Genomic DNA, 17,850 nt, shown 5'->3' on the forward strand with positions numbered 1-17,850 from the left:
ACGGTTTTCCTGGGAAAAGCGCGTAGCGCTTTCCCTTGGGAATTTTGTCAACCAGAGAGTTAGAGCGGCTCGCCGCTCTAACTCCGGAACAACACAAGCTCCGGGCCGTTAAGGCGCGCCTTCCGGAGAATGCGATGCCCCGCAAACTCGACCTCAGAACTGGCCAGCCCATCTGGTCGGCCTATCGCGCGCCTGCGGTGCCGACGGACGGCCTGATCCGGGACGTCAAGACGGATGTGCTGATCGTCGGCATGGGCATCAGCGGCGCCATGATGGCCGAGGCGCTGACGGCCGATGGCCATCGGGTGATCTGCATCGACCGGCGCGGCCCGCTGAAGGGCTCGACGGCCGCAACCACCGCACTGGTGGCATTCGAAATAGACCAGCCTCTCTCCACGCTCTCGAAGATGGTCGGCAGAGCCTCGGCGTAGCAGGCCTGGCGACGCTCGCGGCTCGCCGTCTCCAATCTCGCCGGACGCATCGCCGAACTCGGCATCAACTGTGGCCTGAGTCGCATGCCATCACTCTATCTGGCCGGCACGATGCTTGGTCCGTCGGAACTGCGCGACGAGGCCGAGGCACGTCGGCTAGCCGGCATCGGCGCCATCTGCTTAACCCGACAACAGCTAGCCGAGAAATTCGGCATCGACCGCGAAGGCGCCATTCTCGGCCATGGCAACATCGCGCTCGACCCGCGCAAGCTGACGGCTGGGCTGCTGCTGAAATCCCTGGAGCGCAAGGCACGCTTCTATGCCCCCGTCGAAGCCACAATGATCGAGGACAGCGCCGAAGCTGTTGTCGTCGCGACCAGGGATGGCCCGACCATAACCGCACGACATGTTGTTCTGGCCACCGGCTACGAACTTGTCGACATCGTGCCGGCCGCGGCCCACCGGATCATCTCGACATGGGCGATTGCGACACGCCCGCAACCGCGAAAGCTCTGGCCGGACGCAGCATTCATCTGGGAAGCGTCGGAGCCGTATCTGTATATGCGCACGACGGTCGACGGCCGGGTCATATGCGGCGGCGAGGACGAGGATTTTATCGACGAAGCGCGGCGCGACGAGTTGATCGCCGATAAGAGCACACGCATCGCCGAGAAGCTCGGCCTGCTATTTCCGCATCTCGACACCAGACCGGATTTTGCCTGGACCGGCTCGTTCGGCACCACGACCACCGGCCTGCCTTATATCGGCGCCATTCCCCGCCACCCGCGCATCCATGCGGTGCTGGGCTATGGCGGCAACGGCATCACCTTCTCGCAGATCGCTTCCGAGATTGTCCCGGCTTCGATCAACGGCCTGGATGACACGGATGCAAGGCTGTTTGCCTTCAACCGCTGAGTGCAACCCTATAAACAATCCATCATCACCTGATTGTAACGCATGTGAAACACACTTAAGTCTTTGGTGAAGTCGGCTGCGCGAGAATGGCTTGAGCGGCCTTCGTCTGAGGGAGAGCCAAATGGATTTCAGTGGTTTCGATATTGCGGTTGGTGCACTTGCCCTTCTGGTATTGGTGCTGCTGATCAAAGGCATCAGGACAATCCCGCAAGGCTACAACTATACGGTGGAGCGCTTTGGCCGTTACACCAAGACACTGAGCCCGGGTCTCAATTTCATTTACCCGTTCATCGACCGCATCGGCGCCAAGATGAACATGATGGAGCAGGTGCTCGACGTTCCGAGTCAGGAAATCATCACCCGGGACAACGCCATCGTCGGTGTCGACGGCATCGCCTTTTTCCAGATCCTCAATGCGGCGCAGGCCGCCTATCAGGTTTCCGGACTGCAGAACGCCATCCTCAATCTGACAATGACCAACATCCGTACCGTCATGGGTTCGATGGACCTCGATGAACTCCTGTCGAACCGCGACGCCATCAACGAGCGCCTGCTGCGCGTCGTCGATGAGGCAGCCCATCCGTGGGGCATCAAGATCACCCGCGTCGAAATCAAGGACATCAACCCGCCGGCCAACCTTATCGAATCGATGGGCCGGCAAATGACGGCGGAACGCAACAAGCGCGCGCAGATCCTTGCCGCCGAAGGCCTCAAGCAGTCGCAGATCCTCGAGGCCGAGGGCCGCAAGGAAGCCGCCTTCCGCGATGCCGAGGCGCGCGAACGTTCGGCCGAGGCGGAAGCCCGCGCCACCCAGGTAGTGTCGGAAGCGATCTCCAAAGGCGATGTGCAGGCGCTGAACTATTTCGTAGCGCTGAAATACACTGAAGCGCTTGGCAGGATCGGCACGGCCACCAACAGCAAGATCGTGCTGATGCCCTTCGAGGCGTCGTCGCTGATCGGTTCGCTCGGCGGTATTGGCGAGATCGCCAAGGAAGTCTTCCGCAGCGAAGGCACGACTGGCTCGCAAAGGCAGGCCGCGCGCCCGCCGGTCGTTCGCCCAACCGACAACTGAGGTCGAAACCAATGATCGACCGCATCGTTTCCGAACTCGGCCCGTGGAACTGGATGGTACTCGGTTTCGTCCTGCTGGTGATGGAAATCATCGCGCCGGGTATCTTCATGCTGTGGATCGGCATCGCCGCGCTGATCATCGGCGCTGTGTCGCTGCTGATCTGGGACGCCGGCTTCTGGACCTGGCAGGTCCAGGTCCTCGCCTTCCTGGCGCTGTCGCTGGTCTCGGCCTATGTCGGCAAGAAGCTGGTCGGCAGCCGCAATGACCCGACCGACCAGCCGCTGCTCAACCGGCGTGGCGCGCAAATGGTCGGCAGGATGGCGACACTTGCCGAACCGATCCGGGATGGACGCGGCCGCATCAAGCTGGGCGATACGCTGTGGCGTGTCTCCGGGCCGGATTTGCCGGCCGGCACGCAAGTGCGCGTGACGGGTGCGGCCGATACGGATCTGGAACTGACCGTCGAGGCGGTCTGAACGAGCGGCGTTAAGAGTGTCGAGATCCGGGTCAGGCCGGCATCACCTGAATATCGACGCGCCTTAGGCCGCGCCGATACGCAGCAGGTCATGCAGGTGGATGAGGCCGACTGGTTTCCGGCCCTCCACCACCATCAGGCTGGTGATGGCTGAATTGTTGATCGTTTGCAGCGCCGTTGCCACCAGCGTGTCCGGCGTCGCGGTCTTCGGGCCTTTTGTCATCACCTGATCCACCGTCATCGCCAGCAGATTGCTGCCGATGTGACGGCGGATGTCGCCATCGGTGATGATGCCGACCAGCGCGCCGTCGGCGTCGGTGATAGCGACGCAGCCAAACCCCTTGCGCGACAGTTCCAGGATCGCGTCCTGCATGCCGGTGCCCGCGACCACCAGCGGCAGCCTGTCGCCGACATGCATGATCTCGCGGATCTGCGTCAGGTTGGCGCCGAGCTGGCCGCCCGGGTGAAAGGTGCGGAAATGATCCGGCGTGAAGCCGCGTGCTTCGAGCAGCGCGATCGCCAGCGCGTCGCCCATCACCAGTTGCAGCAGCGTCGATGTCGTTGGCGCCAGGCCGTGCGGGCAGGCTTCCGGAGCGCGCGGCAAAAGCAGCACCACGTCCGCCGCCCGCGCCAGCGCCGATGTCTCTCCGGCGGTGATGGCGATCAGCGGAATGGAAAAGCGCCTGGAATAGGCGACGATGCCCATCAGTTCCTTGCTCTCGCCCGACCACGACATGGCGATGATGGCGTCGTCCCTGGCGATCATGCCGAGATCGCCGTGGTTGGCTTCTGCGGGATGGACAAAGAAAGCCGGCGTGCCGGTCGAGGCCAGCGTCGCGGCGATCTTCGAACCGATATGGCCGCTTTTGCCGACACCGGTGACGATGAGCCGGCCTTCAATCCCAGAGATCATCTCGACCGCCTGCGCGAAAGGCGCGGCCAATCCGTTCTCCAAGGCCTCGGCAAGGGCTGCAACCCCAGCCTGTTCTGTCGCCACCGTCCTCAGCGCCGAAGCGATCGAGGCTTGCCTGTCCGAAGGCTTCTTATCCAGGGATCCCGCATGCATGGCTGATGCGATTAGCGCTTTGCCGGCGCGCTGTCCAACAGAAATGGCCCAAGGCATGTTGCCCGAACGTGTGCGGTGGTTTTTTGACGACGGCAGGGGCGAAAACCAAAAGCTTGACGCACGCGGTATGAATCCCTTTGGAAATCAGCGCTTCAGGTGGTTGACCGGCCGCCGCCTCAACCCTCCGTTAACCATCCCCATTTACGGTTCGGTAAGTATGGCGCGCGTGCGCCGCGCAAGCAGTGGTGGCGATGTCCGGGGCCCAGCCAGAAAATTCGACAGGACGAAAGGGCAAGGCGGTCTGCGCCTTGCTGCTGGCAACCAGCATGTTTGCCTTGCTGCGCCCGACTGCGCTCCATGCCCAGGAAACCGAACTGCGCGGCGAGGTTTCGGAATCGGCGATCCTGTCCGACCAGCAGCGCAAGGCGAGACAGCTGGCCCTGGCAGCGCAGGGTCAACAGCCGGCCAATGCAGCGCAGGACAATGCGCCGGCCCGCACCTATCTGCCGGCCAGCGCCGGTGCCGTGCCTGACGACGCCGACACCGGCGACGCCAACGCGACCGGCAGCCTCTTCGACCCGCCCGCAGCCACTGACGACATGTCCGCCGACACTGCGGCGCCGCCCAAGCCTCGCCGCCGCTCATCGACCGCCAGGCAGAATGCGGCTGACCAGGCCAAGGACAAGGCTGCCGACAAATCGAAAAAGAAGAAGAAATCGACGGCCGGCGCCTCCGACATCACCGCTTCCACGACCGCCTCCAAGACGGACGCCACCGATGGTGCGGACACCGATGAGGACACGGCCAACCGCCGCGCTCTCACCATCGACAGCGCCGACAGGCAGAAGCTCGACCCAGGCGCGGAGCGCACGGACGCCATCGAAGGCCAGAAGAAGAAACCGGAGGATGATCCGTTTGCCGCCACCGGCGTCAAATGGGGTTCCTTCGTCATCCGGCCGACGATCGAACAGGGCCTGACCGCCACATCGAACGGCGATTCGAGCAGTGCCGGCAAGTCGGCGCTGCTGTCCGAGACGGCGCTGCGCTTTTCAGCCGCCTCCGACTGGCGCGAGAACTCAGCCACGATCGACGGCTATGGCCTGTTTCGCGAGACCGTCTCGGGTTACCCGGTTCACGACGAGCAAGGGCGCATCGAAGGCCAGCTCAATGTCGACCTCGACAATGAGTTGCGCGCCATCGCCAAGCTCGGCTACGAGGCCGTGCCGGAATCAGCATCATCGCCGGACGCCATCGCGGGCGTCAGCAAGCAGCCGCTACGGCAGACCATCGATGGCAGCCTCGCCCTCGAAAAGCATCTCGGCAAGATGCAGTACACGTTGACCGGCGCGGTCTCGCACGACTTCTACGGCGACGCCAAGCTCTCGGACGGCACCTCGCTGTTGCAGAAGGATCAGGACTCCACGCTCTACACGGCGACGTTGCGCACCGGCTACGAGATCTCCCCTGCCCTGACCCCTTTCACCGAAATCGAGGTCGGCCGCCGGACTTATGATCAACGCATCGACAATGAAGGCTTCGAGCGCTCGTCGACGCGGCTCGGCGCCCGCGCTGGCCTTGCACTCGACATGGGTGAGAAGCTGTCGGGCGAATTCTCGGCCGGCTGGCTCAGGGAAGCGATCGACGACAAAAACCTTGATGCGATCTCCGGTGCCACCGTCAACGCCGACCTCAAATGGTCACCCGAGCGCGGCACCACGATCGGCCTGACCGGGCGGACCACCGTCGAGCCCACGACCACATCGGGCGAAAGCGGCGACATCCTCTATTCCGGTCGCCTGACCGGCGAGCGCCAGATTCGCGCCAACCTCACCGCCAATGCGGCTCTGGGCCTCGACTGGCGTGATTACATCGGCATCGACGGCCATGACAGGGTGTTGAGCGCCGAGGCCGGACTGACCTGGTGGCTGAACCGCTACGCCGGCCTGACCACAAGAGTGAGGACCGAGAAGCTGACCAGCAATCTGCCGGGCCGGGACTACACCGCCAACAGCATCTTCCTCGGCGTGAAGGTGCAGCGCTGAACCGCCGCACCAACGACATCCGGCCGCTCGCTAGAATACCTTAAAACGCAGCGCCGCGGCGCTCAGATGGCTTCAGCTCGTCGAGAAGCGTGCGGATGACGCCAGCCATGTTCTCGTTCATGTCGCTGCGCCACAGCGCGAAGGCGACGTTGGCCTCGACGAAGCCTTCCGGCGATCCGCAGTCGAACGTGCGGCCTCGATAGTGGTAGCCGTAGAAAGGCTGCTGCTTTTCCAGCTTCAGCATGGCGTCGGTGAGCTGGATCTCGTTGCCGGCGCCTTTTTCCTGGCCTTCAAGGATCTTGAATATCTCCGGCTGCAGGATGTAGCGGCCGTTGATGTAAAGGTTGGACGGCGCGGTGCCGGCCTTCGGCTTTTCCACCATCTCGGTGATGCGGAAACCGTGATGCGTGTCCTCGCCGCGGCCGACGATGCCGTATTTGTGGGCTTCGGCGGGAGCGCATTCCTGCACCGCGATGATGTTGTTGCCGGTCTCCTCGTAGAGCTCGACCATTGCCTTCGTGCAGCTCTTCTCCGACTGCATGATCATGTCGGGCAGCAAAAGCGCGAAGGGCTCGTCGCCGACGAGCTCGCGGGCGCACCAGACGGCGTGACCAAGTCCCATCGGTACCTGCTGGCGTGTGAAACTGGTCTGCCCCGGCGCCGGCTGCAGCCGTTGCAGGCGGGCGAGCTGGTCGTCTTTGCCGCGCTGGGCCAGCGTGTCATAGAGTTCGAACTGGATGTCGAAATGGTCCTCGATGACGGCCTTGTTGCGGCCGGTGACGAAGATGAAATGCTCGATGCCGGCCTCGCGCGCCTCATCCACCACATACTGGATCACCGGCCGGTCGACGACGGTCAGCATTTCCTTGGGGACAGCCTTGGTGGCCGGGAGAAACCGTGTGCCGAGACCAGCGACCGGGAAGACTGCCTTGCGAACTCTCTTCATGCTTTCAATTATCCGTTTGAGGGCCAGCTCCGCAATCCCCGTTCCAAGACATTTTCACGCCGGAATTGGGGACTACTGGGCAACTGAGAGGAATGTCCACCGGTAAAGCTTCGAAGCGTCTTTTCGTTCCCGGTGGCGTCTATGGTAAACTAATTCCTAACCTGGTTCGGCGATGAATGGTCTTTCCTGAGACAGAGAAGGAGGAAAAGATGTCCGTTCGCAATGCCGCAAAACGTTTTACCAGCGTCATAGCGGCAGCCAGCCTATCGCTCGCTCTGCTGATGCCTGGCCCTGCCTTCGCCGATGCCGGTTTCCGGCAGTGGGTCGCCGGCTTCCGCGCCACCGCCGTGCAGAGCGGCGTTTCCGGCGCCCTCTACGACCAGGCCTTCAGGAACATCAGGGATATCGACCCGGTGGTGCTGGAAAAGGCGCGTACGCAGCCTGAATTCACGGCCCCTGCCTGGGACTATTTCGACAACCGCGTCCATGACCAGTCGGTCGCCGTCGGCCAGCAGATGGCCAGGAAATGGAAGCCGTGGCTGGACCGGATCGAGGCCAGGTTCGGTGTCAACCGCTACATCCTGCTGGCCATCTGGTCGATGGAATCGAACTATGGCGAGATCCTCAAGCGCGACGACATCATGCGCAACGTCGTGCGCTCGCTGGCGACCTTGGCCTATGCCGATCCGAAGCGGGCGAAATTCGCCCGCACTCAGCTGGTCGCCGCGCTGAAGATCCTGCAGACCGGCGACATCGACGAAAGCCATCTGAGCGGATCCTGGGCCGGCGCCATGGGCCACACCCAGTTCATCCCGACCAGCTATCTGCACTATGCCGTGGACATGGACGGCAATGGCAAGCGCGACATCTGGAATTCGATCCCCGATGCGCTGGCGACATCAGCCAATTTGCTGAAGAAGAATGGCTGGCAGGCCAGCAAGACCTGGGGCTATGAGGTCGCCTTGCCGGCCGGCAAACTTCCCGGCGGTTCCAAGACGCTGTCGCAGTGGCAGGCGCTTGGCGTCGTCAGGGCCAATGGTAAGCCGTTCAAGAACGGCTCCGACAAAGCGACGCTGAAAGTACCGGACGGCCGCAGCGGGCCGGCCTTCCTGATGATCAAGAATTTCACGGTCATCAAAGCCTACAACAACGCCGACAAATATGCGCTTGCCGTCGGCCTTCTTGCCGACGAAATCGCCGGCTCCAGCGGTCTCGTGCAGGACTGGAAGCGGCCTTTCACCAAGCTCACTTTCGAGGAAAGGCAGGAGCTGCAGCAGCGGCTTTCCCAACATGGCCTTTATGACGGCAAGTTCGACGGCAAGATCGGCGACGGCTCGAAATCAGCCATCTTGGCCTTCCAGGCCAAGGCCGGCTTGACCCAGGACGGTTACCCGAGCATGGAAGTGCTGAAGTGGCTCCGGCAGAAATAGAGCCGCCTGCGGTGCCGCGCGGCCTTTCGGCCGCGCAAAGGACGCTGTAGCAATCTGGTTGGCGCGGCATTTGTCGAGAACCCGATGCGGTTTTTCGGCAGGACCGCGCCAAGGGATGGAGGAAAACGATTGGCTTCGGCTGCGCGCATCGCAGGGCTTGTTCGTCGCATGCCGGTGCTCATTCTGGCCGCCATCGTGCTCACCGTCGGTGTGGCTGGCGCCTTTCATGCGCCGGCGATGGCGCAGGAGCAGCAAAACCGCAGCTGGTCGCTGCGCGACCTTCTGTTCCCACGCCGCAGTGAGCGGATCGAGCCGCCGCAGGACATCCAGAAGCCGAGGCCCAGGCCCAAGGCGAAAAAACCCCGTGCCCCGCGCCCGCCCGCAGAACCGGAAATCCCGGTGGTCGACAAGGCACCGGACGCCCGCACCGTACTGGTGGTCGGCGACTTCATGGCGGCCGGCCTCGCCGAAGGCCTCGACACCGCCTTTGCCGAGAATGCCGGCGTCAGGATCGTCGTTCGCAGCAATGGCTCGTCCGGCTTCGTACGCGATGATTTCTACAACTGGCCCGAACAGATCAAATCGCTGATCGAGACCGAAAAACCTGCCGCCGTGATCGTCATGCTGGGTTCCAACGACCGCCAGCAGATGAAGGTCGGTGACGTGCGCGAGCAGCCCCGCTCTGAAACCTGGACCAAGGAATATGAGCGTCGCACCGACGCGCTTGGCAAAGCCATCGCCACAGCCAAGGTGCCTTTCCTGTGGGTCGGCATGCCGGCGTTCCGGGTGCCGAAGATGACCTCCGACATGCTGGCCTTCAACGACATCTACCATCAGGCCGCTGAAAGCCATGGCGGTGAATTCGTCGACGTCTGGGACGGCTTCGTCGATGAGAACGGTGCTTTCGTCACCAGCGGCCCCGACATCAACGGTCAGCCGATGCGGCTGCGCGCCGATGACGGCATCAACGTCTCGAGGGCGGGCAAGCGCAAGCTCGCCTTCTACACCGAAAAACCGCTGCTGAAGATCCTCGGCCTGACCGCGCCTGGAAGCGTGGTTACGCCGTCCGCTCCGGCGGGCGCCCCTGTCGAGGCGCCTGCGCCGGCCGCGGCACCCATCGTCATCGACCGCACCGCGCCGATGCTGCTCAGCGATCCGGCACTCGACGGTGGCTCCGAACTGCTGGGCGCGGCCCCGCCGGCGAAAGCAAATCCGGACCTGCCCGGTGAAAAGCTTGTGGTCGAGGGCAAGGCACCGATTGCATCGCCCGGCCGCGCGGACGATTTCTCATGGCCGCCGAAAGCCGCGGCCGACACCACAACCGCGATCAATCGTTAGTATCGCTGCGCAGCGGCTCCGAGGCCGTTTCGAAACTCGCTCCTGCGAGTCATATGATGGTGTTTTCGAGAACCGGAGCGGAGCGTACATTTGAGTACGCGAGCACCGGAAGCGCAGTAAACGCCTTCAGATGGCCGCAGGAGTAGAGTTTCGAAACGGACTCAGCGCGGGAGAACGCTCGACCCCATTAGCGCCTCGTCGATCGAGCGTGCCGCCTGGCGGCCCTCGCGGATTGCCCAGACGACCAGCGACTGGCCACGACGCACGTCGCCGGCCGCATAGAGCCTGTCGACGCTGGTCCTGTAGTCGCGGTCATTGGCCTCGACATTCCTGGAACGGCGGCTGTCGGTGGTGATCTTCATCTCACCCTCCAGTTCCTTCGCCACCCCGGCCGCGGCCGGCCCGGCAAAGCCGATGGCGATGAAAGCGAGATCGGCACGAATGACGAATTCGGTACCGGCGATCGGCTTGCGCTTGTCGTCGACCTCGCAGCACTTGACGCCGGTCAGCTGGCCTTCCTCGCCGATGAATTCGAGCGTCGCCACCTGGAATTCGCGCTCCGCGCCTTCGGCCTGCGAAGACGAGGTGCGCATCTTGGTCGCCCAGTAAGGCCAGACCGAAAGCTTGTCTTCCTTTTCCGGCGGCTGCGGGCGGATGTCGAGCTGAGTGACGCGCACGGCGCCCTGACGGAAGGCCGTGCCGACACAGTCGGACGCGGTATCGCCGCCGCCGACGACGACGACATGCTGGCCGCCGGCGATGATCGGATGCGACGGCCACGCCACCGACTGGATCGGTTCGCCGCCGACCCGCCTGTTCTGCTGCACCAGATAGGGCATCGCGTCATGCACGCCGCCGAGATCGTCGCCGGGAATGCCGGCCGCGCGCGGCGTTTCCGAGCCGCCGCAATAGAGCACGGCATCATGTTCGGCGAGCAGCTCGGCAACCGGCTTGTCGACGCCGACATTGACGCCGCAATGGAATGTCACGCCCTCACCCTGCATCTGCTCGATGCGCCGGTCGATATAGTGCTTCTCGATCTTGAAGTCGGGAATGCCGTAGCGCATCAGCCCGCCGGGCCGGCTTTCGCGCTCGTAGACATGGACATCGTGTCCGGCGCGGCCAAGCTGCTGGGCCGCCGCCATGCCGGCAGGGCCGGAGCCGATGACGGCGACGCGCTTGCCGGTTTTCTTCTCCGGTGGATAGGGCCTGATGTGGCCGGTTTCATAGGCCTTGTCGGCGATCGCCTGCTCGACCGTCTTGATGGCGACGGGAATGTCCTCCAGGTTCAGCGTGCAGGCTTCCTCGCAGGGCGCGGGGCAGATGCGGCCGGTGAACTCCGGGAAATTGTTGGTCGAATGCAGGTTGCGGATCGCGTTGTCCCAGTCGCCATTGTAGACGAGATCGTTCCAGTCCGGAATCTGGTTGTGGATCGGGCAGCCGGTCGGCCCGTGGCAGAACGGAATGCCGCAATCCATGCAGCGCGCGGCCTGTTTCTCGACCTCCTTGTCAGACATCGGCAGCGTGAACTCGCGGAAATGCCGGATGCGGTCGGAGGCCGGCTGGTACTTGTGCACCTGCCGGTCGATTTCGAGAAAGCCTGTTACCTTGCCCATAGTCCAGTTCCTGCTGTCCAGATGGTGCGGTTTTCGCCGCACCCGTTAACCCCTTGAGGCAGCCATGGCAACCTTGCGCCGGAGGTCAAACTGTCGATGAAGATGGGCCGGGAAGCCTGGGCTCCCCGGCAATTGCAAGCCTATTCCGCCGCGACGCCCATGCGCATGCGTTCCATCTCGATCAGGGCACGGCGATATTCGACCGGCATGATCTTGCGGAACTTCGGCCGGAAAATCGTCCAGTCGTCGAGAATCTCGCGGCCACGTACCGACCCGGTGTAATGCACATGGTTGGAAATCAGCTGGTAAAGCCGCTCCTCGTCATGGCTGGTCATGTCGCCGGAGACGTCGACGCGGCCCTTGTGATCGAGGTCGCCGCCATGGTGCAGCAGCCTTTCCATCAGATCGTCTTCTTCCGGAACCGGCTCCAGCTCGACCATCGCCATGTTGCAGCGCTCGGCGAAATCACCCGCCTCGTCGAGCACATAGGCGACGCCGCCAGACATGCCGGCGGCGAAGTTGCGGCCGGTCTGGCCGATGACGACGACGATGCCGCCCGTCATGTACTCGCAGCCATGGTCGCCGACGCCTTCGACGACGGCGGCGACGCCCGAATTGCGCACGGCGAAACGCTCGCCGGCGACACCGGCGAAATAGGCCTCGCCCTCGGTCGCGCCATAGAGCACGGTATTGCCGACGATGATGGATTCGGCCGCGACGATCTTGGCCTCTTCGGGCGGCCGGATGATGATGCGTCCGCCCGAGAGGCCCTTGCCGACATAGTCGTTGCCGGCGCCGACGAGCTCGAACGAGATGCCGCGCGCCAGGAAGGCGCCGAAGGACTGGCCGGCGGTGCCGGTCAGCTTCACCTGGATCGTGTCCTCGCGCAGGCCTTTGTGCTTGAAGCGCTTGGCCACTTCACCCGACAGCATGGCGCCCGTCGAGCGGTCGACATTGCGGATGTCGACCTCGATCCTGACCGGCTGCTTACTTTCGAGCGCCGGCTTTGCCAGCTCGATCAGCTTGCGGTCGAGCACGTCGTCGATCGGGTGCTTCTGCCGCTCGGTCCAATGCACGGCCTCATGCGGCGCATCCGGCTTGAAGAACATCTTCGAGAAATCGAGCCCTCGCGCCTTCCAGTGCACGATCAGGTCGCGCTTTTCCAGAAGATCGGTGTCGCCGATGATCTGGTCGAGATGGGTGTAGCCCATCTCGGCGAGCAGCTCCCTCACCTCTTCCGCCACGTAGAAGAAGAAGTTGATGACATGCTCGGGCGTGCCCTTGAAGCGCTTGCGCAGCACCGGATCCTGAGTCGCGACGCCGACCGGGCAGGTGTTGAGATGGCACTTGCGCATCATGATGCAGCCGGCCGCGATCAACGGCGCGGTCGAGAAGCCGAATTCATCGGCGCCGAGCAGCGCGCCGATGATCACGTCGCGCCCCGTGCGCAAACCGCCATCGACCTGCAGCGCAACGCGCGACCGCAGACCGTTCAGCACCAGCGTCTGGTGCGTCTCGGCAAGGCCCATTTCCCAAGGGCTGCCGGCATGCTTGAGCGAGGTCAGCGGCGAGGCGCCAGTGCCGCCATCATAGCCCGAAATGGTGATGTGGTCGGCGCGTGCCTTGGCAACGCCCGCCGCAACCGTGCCGACACCGACCTCCGACACCAGCTTGACCGACACGTCGGCCGCCGGATTGACGTTCTTCAGATCGTAGATCAGCTGTGCCAGATCCTCGATCGAATAAATGTCGTGATGCGGCGGCGGCGAGATCAGGCCGACGCCCGGCGTCGAATGCCGGACCTTGGCGATGGTCGCGTCGACCTTGTGGCCGGGCAGCTGGCCGCCCTCGCCGGGCTTGGCACCCTGCGCCACCTTGATCTGCATCATGTCGGAATTGACGAGGTATTCGGCCGTGACGCCGAAACGACCCGAGGCGATCTGCTTGATCGCCGAGCGTTCCGGGTTCTTGCCGCCGCCAGGCAGCGGCAGATAGCGGTCGGCCTCTTCGCCACCCTCGCCGGTGTTCGACTTGCCGCCGATCTGGTTCATCGCGCGCGCCAGCGTCGTGTGCGCTTCGCGCGAGATCGAACCGAACGACATCGCCCCGGTCGAGAACCGCTTGACGATATCGGCCGCCGACATGACGTCGTCGAGCGCGACCTTCTTGCGGCCGGTTTCTCCGGCCAGCTTGATCTTGAACAGGCCGCGAATGGTCTGCGCGCGGGCCGTCTCGCTGTCGATCTGGGCGGAATAGTCCTTGAACGTTTCCCATGATCCCTGGCGAACGGCGTGCTGCAAGGTGGCGACCGCGTCGGGCGACCACATATGCGCCTCGCCGCGCATACGGTACATATATTCGCCGCCGACCTCGAGACTGTTGCGCAGCACCGGGTCGTTGCCGAAACCGTCATTATGGCGGCTGAGCGTCTCGGCCGCGATCTCGTCCAGCCCGACGCCTTCGATCAGCGTCGCGGTGCCGGTGAAATATTGCTGCACGAAATCGGTCTTCAGCCCGATGGCGTCGAAAATCTGCGCGCCGCAATAGGACTGGTAGGTCGAGATGCCCATCTTGGACATCACCTTGAGGATGCCCTTGCCGATCGACTTGATGTAGCGCGAAACGACTTCGTAGGCGTCCACTTCCTTCGGCAGTTCGCCGCGCTTGTGCATGTCGAGCAGCGTGTCGAAGGCAAGGTACGGGTTGATCGCCTCGGCGCCATAGCCGGCAAGGCAGCAGAAATGATGCACTTCGCGCGGCTCGCCGGATTCGACGACGAGGCCGACCGAGGTGCGCAGCCCCTTGCGGATGAGGTGATGATGGACCGCAGCCGTAGCCAGCAGCGCCGGGATGGCGATGCGGTCCGGCCCGACCTGGCGGTCGGACAGGATGATGATGTTGTAGCCGCCGGCGACCGCCGCCTCCGCCCGCTCGCACAGGCGGTCGATGGCGCCCTGCATGCCCGCGGCCCCTTCGGCCGAGCCATAGGTGATGTCGATCGTTTTGGTGTCGAAGCGGTCCTCGGTGTGGCCGATGGAGCGGATCTTTTCGAGATCGCCATTGGTCAGGATCGGCTGGCGCACCTCGAGCCGCTTGCGGCGCGAATTGCCGACCAGGTCGAAGATGTTGGGCCGGGGCCCGATGAAGGACACCAGGCTCATCACCAGTTCCTCGCGGATCGGGTCGATCGGCGGATTGGTGACCTGGGCGAAGTTCTGCTTGAAATAGGTGTAGAGCAGCTTCGACTTGTCCGACATCGCCGAGATCGGCGTGTCGGTGCCCATCGAGCCCACCGCCTCCTGGCCTGTTGTCGCCATCGGCGACATCAAAAGCTTGGTGTCTTCCTGGCTGTAGCCGAACGCCTGCTGGCGATCGAGCAGGCTGACATCCTTGCGCAGCGCGCGCGGCTCGACCGGCTTCAAATCTTCGAGGATGAGCTGTGTGTTGGCGAGCCAGGTCTTGTAGGGATGCTTGGTCGCGATCTCCGACTTGAGCTCCTCGTCGGAGACGATACGCCCCTTCTCCAGGTCGATCAGCAGCATCCGGCCTGGCTGTAGCCGCCACTTCTTGACGATCTTCTCCTCGGGCACCGGCAGCACGCCGGCTTCCGAGGCCATGATGACGCGGTCGTCGTCGGTGACGATGTAGCGTGCCGGGCGCAGGCCATTGCGGTCGAGCGTGGCGCCGATCTGGCGTCCATCGGTGAAGACCACCGCCGCCGGCCCGTCCCACGGCTCCATCAGTGCCGCATGGTATTCGTAGAAGGCTTTGCGATCGGCATCCATCAGCTTGTTGCCGGCCCAGGCTTCCGGGATCAGCATCATCATGGCATGGCTGAGCCTGTACCCGCCCTGGAACAGGAACTCGAGCGCATTGTCGAAGCAGGCGGTGTCGGACTGGCCGTCATAGGAAATCGGCCACAGCTTCGAGATGTTGTTGCCGAACAGTTCGGAATCGACCGACGCCTGGCGCGCAGCCATCCAGTTGTTGTTGCCGCGCACGGTGTTGATCTCGCCATTGTGGGCGACCATGCGGTAGGGATGCGCCAGCTTCCAAGACGGGAAGGTGTTGGTCGAGAAGCGCTGGTGGACGAGGATCAGCGCGGTCTCGAAGCGCGGATCGATCAGGTCCTTGTAATAGGCGCCGACCTGGTAGGCCAGGAACATGCCCTTGTAGACGATGGTGCGCGCCGACAGCGACACGCAATAGGCGCCGATGTCCTTGTTGTCGTTCTCGGCGTAGATGCGGCCCGATATCACCTTGCGCAGCAGATAGAGCCTGGCCTCGTATTCCTCGTCATCGGTAATGTCTGGCGTGCGGCCGATGAATATCTGCCGATGGAACGGCTCGGATGCCACGATATCAGGCGCCTTCGACAGCGACGAATTGTCGACAGGCACGTCACGGAAACCGATGAGCGGAAGCCCCTCGGATTGCGCCGATTCGGCAATGATGTCCTCGATATGGGCGCGAAGGGCCACGTCCTGCGGCATGAACCAGTGTCCAACGCCGTACTGGCCGGCCGGCGGCAGGTCGATGCCCTGGGCCGCCATCTCCTCACGGAAGAATTGGTCGGGAAGCTGCACCAGCACGCCGGCGCCATCGCCGACCAGCGGATCGGCGCCAACGGCGCCGCGATGCGTCAGGTTTTCGAGCACGGCCAGCCCGTCCTTGACGATCTGATGCGACTTCACGCCCTTCATATTGACGATGAAGCCGACGCCGCAGGCGTCATGCTCGTTGCGAGGATCGTAAAGGCCCTGGGCGGAAAGGCCGTTGACGGTTCGGCCAATATCGGTCCGGGACATGGTTTTGACGGTTGCCGCTTTCGTCTGCGCGGCCTGGCCGTTCGTCGCAGAGTGCGTCATGTCCGTCATCTCCTGTCCTCCATTCCCAGCCATTCAGGCGCTGGTTTGCCTCGGCAAGCGCTTGGCTCACCCTGATCCTTGTGGCACGTCTTGCGAAATCCTTGCCGAACCAGGCAGCTTTCCGCATGGATCGCATCTGGTAATCGTACAGGCCAGAGTCTGGCTGTCCACCTGTAGCTCGCGGCAACAGCCGGAGAGGCCCAAATGATACGCCAATCCAGCTCGTTTTGTGCGACAAAATAAGACAGCACTACTGTCCTAAATTTTTATTGCAGAAATCTGGGACGCACACAAGACCGATTCACAAAAAACCTGGGCTTTCCGCGACAGAAAATGTCGTGAAGTTGAGGAAAAACGTAAACTTCAGTCTTCGACCTGGGCTTTGTCGGTTGGCTGGCTTTACCATTTTTCCGGCGCCTGGCCCCTTGCGGTCCGCTCGCGAAACCGGTCAACTTCAGGCTGATTTCCCCAAAGCCCCGATCTCCCAAGACATAGGCAGATGCATGTTCTTCGCTTCCGACAATTGGGCAGGCGCCCATCCCAATATTGCCGCCGGCCTGTCGGCCAATGCCGGCGGCTTTTCCACCGCCTATGGCGACGGTGCGCTCGACCGGGCAGTCTACCAGCGCTTCAGTGAGATTTTCGAACGCGAGGTCGCGGTGTTCTTCGTCGCCACCGGCACGGCCGCCAACTCGCTGGCGCTCACCGCTTACAACAAGCCGGGCGGCATTTCCTTTGCTCATCGCGAATCGCATGTCATCGAGGACGAATGCGGCGCGCCGGTGTATTTTTCCGGCGGCTCTCGCCTGCATGAGATCGATGGCGCGCTGGGCAAGATCGATCCGCACAATCTGGAAAGGACCATCGGCCGTTTCGCACCGGAAATCGTCCATTGGGGACGACCGATGGCCGTTTCGATCACCCAGTCGACCGAGGTCGGCACCATCTACGGCCTGGATGAGATCGAGACGATCTCCGCGATCGCCAAACAATATTCGGTGCCCCTGCACATGGATGGCGCCCGCTTTGCCAATGCGCTGGTCGCACTCGACACGACACCGGCCGAAATGACCTGGAAACGCGGCGTCGACATCCTCTCCTTCGGCGGCACCAAGAACGGCTGCTGGTGCGCCGAGGCGGTCGTGCTGTTCGATCTTGATCGTGCCAGGGAATTGGCCTTCCTGCGCAAGCGCGCCGCCCAGCTGTTTTCGAAATCGCGCTTCGTCGCGGCGCAGTTCGAGGCCTATTTCAAGGATGGACTGTGGCTGGACACCGCCCGCCACGCCAACGCTATGGCCGCACGCCTTGCCGCCGCGATCGAGGATTCGGCCACGGCCAAGCTGGCATGGCTGCCGCAGGCGAACGAGGTTTTCGCGGTGATCAAGAAAGCCGAGGCCGAGGGGCTGCAGGCCGCGGGGGCCGCCTTCTACGACTGGCACAAGCCGCATGGCTTTGACGGCCACATCGGCGAGGACGAGTTGCTCTACCGCTTCGTCACCAGCTTTGCGACGACAGCCGATGAAGTCGACCGTTTTGGCCAGCTGATCGCCTGATAACGGATATCCCGGACAACAAAAAAGCGGGGGGGTTTGGGGGCGCGGGGGGCAGGGGGGGGGGCGTGGTTTTTTTGAGGCGGGGGGGGGGGGGTGGG

Annotated in this window: 10 protein-coding genes and 1 pseudogene; 7 read left to right on the top strand and 4 right to left on the bottom strand. The window is 63.2% G+C overall.

Annotated features, from left to right (window positions below; all coding sequences use genetic code 11):
• The first annotated feature begins 134 nt into the window (after positions 1-134).
• The 3 genes and pseudogenes from NKH52_RS22195 (at position 135) to NKH52_RS22205 (ending at position 2,894) form a co-directional block, all read left to right on the top strand.
• Positions 135-1,346 (top strand): annotated as a pseudogene (locus tag NKH52_RS22195) (NAD(P)/FAD-dependent oxidoreductase).
• Between the two features lie 121 nt (positions 1,347-1,467).
• Entirely contained in the window at positions 1,468-2,418 is a 951-nt protein-coding gene (locus NKH52_RS22200) for an SPFH domain-containing protein (protein WP_127259978.1), read from the top strand.
• 11 nt (positions 2,419-2,429) lie between these two features.
• On the top strand, positions 2,430-2,894 hold the full coding sequence (locus NKH52_RS22205; protein ID WP_023810067.1) for an NfeD family protein: 465 nt from the start codon (positions 2,430-2,432) through the stop codon (positions 2,892-2,894).
• Positions 2,895-2,957: 63 nt separating this feature from the next.
• Here NKH52_RS22205 and NKH52_RS22210 read toward each other — a convergent pair whose 3' ends face one another.
• On the bottom strand, positions 2,958-3,959 hold the full coding sequence (locus NKH52_RS22210; protein WP_127414279.1) for a KpsF/GutQ family sugar-phosphate isomerase: 1,002 nt from the start codon (positions 3,957-3,959) through the stop codon (positions 2,958-2,960).
• Positions 3,960-4,210: 251 nt separating this feature from the next.
• Here NKH52_RS22210 and NKH52_RS22215 point away from each other — a divergent pair, with 251 nt between their 5' ends.
• Complete coding sequence (locus NKH52_RS22215; protein WP_352733556.1) at positions 4,211-6,001, top strand: outer membrane beta-barrel protein; 1,791 nt, start codon at positions 4,211-4,213, stop codon at positions 5,999-6,001.
• A gap of 40 nt (positions 6,002-6,041) precedes the next feature.
• Here NKH52_RS22215 and galU read toward each other — a convergent pair whose 3' ends face one another.
• Entirely contained in the window at positions 6,042-6,947 is a 906-nt protein-coding gene (galU, locus tag NKH52_RS22220; RefSeq protein WP_023810070.1) for a UTP--glucose-1-phosphate uridylyltransferase GalU, read from the bottom strand.
• Positions 6,948-7,156: 209 nt separating this feature from the next.
• Here galU and NKH52_RS22225 point away from each other — a divergent pair, with 209 nt between their 5' ends.
• Positions 7,157-8,377, top strand: a complete 1,221-nt coding sequence (locus NKH52_RS22225) for a lytic murein transglycosylase (RefSeq protein WP_352733554.1) — start codon at positions 7,157-7,159, stop codon at positions 8,375-8,377.
• Positions 8,378-8,506: 129 nt separating this feature from the next.
• Positions 8,507-9,715 (top strand): SGNH/GDSL hydrolase family protein, encoded by a 1,209-nt coding sequence (locus tag NKH52_RS22230; protein WP_352733551.1) that lies wholly within the window; start codon positions 8,507-8,509, stop codon positions 9,713-9,715.
• 161 nt (positions 9,716-9,876) lie between these two features.
• Here the strand turns inward: NKH52_RS22230 and NKH52_RS22235 are convergent, their stop codons facing one another.
• Positions 9,877-11,331, bottom strand: coding sequence for a glutamate synthase subunit beta (locus NKH52_RS22235; RefSeq protein ID WP_352554009.1), 1,455 nt, complete (start codon positions 11,329-11,331; stop codon positions 9,877-9,879).
• 140 nt (positions 11,332-11,471) lie between these two features.
• A complete protein-coding gene (gene gltB, locus NKH52_RS22240) occupies positions 11,472-16,208 on the bottom strand; it encodes a glutamate synthase large subunit (RefSeq protein ID WP_352733547.1) in 4,737 nt (1,578 codons plus the stop codon).
• 494 nt (positions 16,209-16,702) lie between these two features.
• On the opposite strand from gltB, the gene NKH52_RS22245 reads away from it, so the two are divergent.
• Positions 16,703-17,752, top strand: coding sequence for a threonine aldolase family protein (locus NKH52_RS22245; protein ID WP_352733544.1), 1,050 nt, complete (start codon positions 16,703-16,705; stop codon positions 17,750-17,752).
• Positions 17,753-17,850: the final 98 nt, after the last annotated feature.

The sequence above is a fragment of the Mesorhizobium sp. M1066 genome (genome assembly GCF_040318635.1).
Taxonomy (GTDB): Bacteria; Pseudomonadota; Alphaproteobacteria; order Rhizobiales; family Rhizobiaceae; genus Mesorhizobium.